Genomic DNA, 2,981 nt, shown 5'->3' on the forward strand with positions numbered 1-2,981 from the left:
TGCGCAGCGCCGTCGCCACACCCCGGATGTCAGCGGCGGCCTGGTTGGCCTCGCCGGCACCGGTCTCCAGGGCTTCCACCTGGTCGGCCAGCTGGTCCAGCTTGGTCACGGTCTCGCCCACGGCACCCTGCATATCCGCCACGGCATCGGTCAGATCAGACACGTGCACTCCTAAGGTTGTGAGTTGCCCCTGAATCCCAGCGATCAAGGGAAGTACATAGCGGCGGACGTAGCGCTCCACACGGCGCTCGACCTCTTTCTCCACCTCTTCCTCGACGGTCTCCTCGATCAGCTTCCGAGCCGCGTGACCGAGGCGCAGCAGCAGCTCGAAGGTGTCCCACTCACGGGCCATGATCGCTTCTCCCATCGAAGTCCCCTTGGTTACTTGCCGTGCACGCCGCGCCAGGCGCTGAACACGCCGCTGAAGCTCTCGAACGCCTCCACCAGCTGGTCATCTATCGGGGGAGGCTCCGGGCCATCAGGGCCGGGCACGGGCTCAGGAACCGGGTCCGGATCGGGGGCCGGCGGAGCGCCGTCCCAGCCGGGGCCCTCGCCGATGAGCCGCTCGAACTCGACCTGCGCGGCCTGACCGTCGATCCCGTTGGGTACCGAGCCGTCTAGGCGCTGCCAGTCCTTCTCGCCACTGGTCCAGAACTCCTCGAAGAACCGCTCGAAGAACGGGACGGTGATCCGCTGGCGACGGCCCCAGGTCCAGCAGTCGTAGTAGGCGCCCGCTCCGGTGCCGCCGTAGCCGACCAGGGGGATGTCATGGCCACCCTCTTCGCGGTAGCGCACCCGGGAGGACCAGTCCCACACCTGGTTGTTGCCGAACTGGTCCATGGCGAAGTCGGGGAAGACCATCCCGACCGCGACGTGCCCGAACGAGTCGATGCAGGTCTTGATCAGGTCGTGGTCGATGGCGCCCCGGTTGCTGATCGCGTCGATCTGGGCGAAGGCCTCGATCCGGTGGGTCACCGAGCCGTCGGAGAACCCGACCTTGCGGGCGTAGTCGAAGGCGTCCTGCAGCGTGGCCCCGACGTCGGTGCGGGGCTTACCCGGGACGTAGCCGGAGACCGCCCGGTAGGCCTTGAGCACCTCGGTGTCGGGGATGACCACGGTCCGGCCCTGCCCGAAGTACTGCTGGCTGGTCACCACGTGCACCTTGTCGGAGATGGTGCAGCAGCCGAGCTGGTCGTTCATCGCCATCGTGTTCATCGCCGAGGTGCCCCAATCCGTGGCGGCCGGCGGGCTCAGCGTCGCGCCACGCACCCGCTTGAGCAGCACGTTGGGTCGGGTCCGGTCCGGGCTCTTCCGACCGAGCTGGTAGGAGCCCACCGAAGGGCCGAGTCCATAGGTCACGATGCCGTCCTGGTGTGGTCGAGGGTGGCCCAGACGATGATCTGGTCGAGGTACCGGTGGGTGGCCTTGTCGAGGCGGCCACCGCAGGTGATCAGCCGCAGCTCGGCGTCGTCGGTGGCTCCGTAGACAGCCTGGGTCGGGAAATTGTCCTTGGAGACGCCGGCCGGTCCGGTCGTTCGGGACACGGTGAACCAGGCACTGCGGCCGTCGGAGCGCTCGACCTGGATCGAGTCGCCCTTCTTCACCGTGTGCAGCGCCGCGAAGACCCCTGGCTTGCCGCCGCCGTTGACGTGCCCGAGTACGACGGCCGCGCCGGGGGTCCCGGGTACCGGGGTCTGGCAGTTCTGCCCCGAGCGAGGCGTTGAGGCCGTCGGGTTGGCGGCCGCGCGGCCCAGGCAGTACCAGCCGAGCTGGTCCGGGGAGGTGACCGGCGGGATCTGGATCGACCCCTCGGGCTGGATCTTCGTGGCGTGCTTGGCGTCGGTCAGCCCGAGCGCCAGCCAGTTCTTGTCGCTGGCCTCCAGCACGGTCTGCGTCCCCCGCGTGATCTTCAGCCCGGTCGGCCAGGCGGCGTCGGGTTCCCCGGGCGCGGTTGGCTCGACCAGACCCAGCCCCGAACTGGAATCTGGTCGAGCCGCGACCGCGACGAGGCCGACGCCGCAGACGATCAGGGCCACCGTCAGGAAGATCATCAGTGGCTTGCGCATGGCCTTAGCCCTGGCCGGTCTCGGCTCCACCACGCGGCGCCCGGTAGGTGACCCCACCAGAGGCCGTGCCGCCGGCCGGCGGAGCCTGAACCACCTGGTAGTTGTTGACCGTCGTCGGTGCCGGTGCGGCCGAGGAGCTGTTCTTGTCACCGCAGTCGACCACGATTCGTTCACGCCGGGTGTTGGCCCGGTCCCGGTAGGTGCGCTCTTCGCGCAGGTAGTCGTTGTAGAGCCCGCGAAGGACCGAGAGGTTCAGCAGCGAGTTGTCGCCCCGGAAGCGGTCGTCGTAGAACTGGTTGTACCGGTCGCGGGAGTCGCGGTAGCGGGTGTCGAGCACCCGCACCTGATCATCGTCGTTGTCGCAGTCGATCACGGTGGTGCCGGAGGTTCCCCGGCGCCGGTCGCGGTTGTCGTTGTCATCGTCGGAGCGTCGGCAGTTGGACCGCTGGAAAGCGCCCAGATCTCCCGTGCCCAGAGCGTCGGTCACATCGGTGTTGGTGACCACCACGGTGGAGGCCCGGTCGTTGATCGCATCGGTGATGGCCGAGACGCTGAAGTACGGGCAGGCGTTGATCGTCTCGCCCTCGACGGTGATGTTCGCCGTGCCGGCGTGATAGCCGGTGGCTGCCTGGGCCACACCCGGGGTCAGCACCGCGAGCGCGAGAGCGCCGGCCGCCGGCAGGGCGGCGAGGGTGGCCAGGGTGTTCTTGCGGGTAGGACGCGGCATGAGAGCTTCCTCTGTGCTGGGGGATCAGGAACACCGTGCGACCGGTCCAACGACCGGCCACCGAACAGGTGACGCACAAAGCGTCCTGAAGGTTGTCACCCGATCGGTGTAATCAGGGGCCGAGCAGGTCGCCGACCAGTCCGCCGTCGTCGGGTTCCTCGACGGTTTCGGTCTCCGTCTCGGTCTCC

4 protein-coding genes are annotated in these 2,981 nt (G+C 68.3%); all 4 read right to left on the reverse strand.

What is annotated here, in order from left to right:
* Nucleotides 1-367: hypothetical protein (locus tag VFG33_RS35735; RefSeq protein WP_325057451.1), on the reverse strand; the 367-nt coding region annotated here is incomplete at its 3' end.
* 14 nt (nucleotides 368-381) lie between these two features.
* The gene (locus VFG33_RS35740; protein WP_325057452.1) at nucleotides 382-1,359 is read right to left on the reverse strand and encodes a hypothetical protein; all 978 of its coding nucleotides are present in this window, start codon (nucleotides 1,357-1,359) and stop codon (nucleotides 382-384) included.
* Nucleotides 1,356-2,066 carry a sortase domain-containing protein gene (locus VFG33_RS35745; protein WP_325057453.1) on the reverse strand — a complete coding sequence of 237 codons (711 nt, stop codon included), beginning with the start codon at nucleotides 2,064-2,066 and terminating at the stop codon, nucleotides 1,356-1,358. Before VFG33_RS35745 ends, VFG33_RS35740 begins: the two co-directional genes overlap by 4 nt.
* Before the next feature lie 4 nt (nucleotides 2,067-2,070).
* The gene (locus VFG33_RS35750) at nucleotides 2,071-2,793 is read right to left on the reverse strand and encodes a hypothetical protein (RefSeq protein WP_325057454.1); all 723 of its coding nucleotides are present in this window, start codon (nucleotides 2,791-2,793) and stop codon (nucleotides 2,071-2,073) included.
* Between the last annotated feature and the right edge of the window lie 188 nt (nucleotides 2,794-2,981).

The sequence above is a fragment of the Kribbella sp. genome, assembly GCF_035687465.1.
Classification (GTDB): domain Bacteria; phylum Actinomycetota; class Actinomycetes; order Propionibacteriales; family Kribbellaceae; genus Kribbella.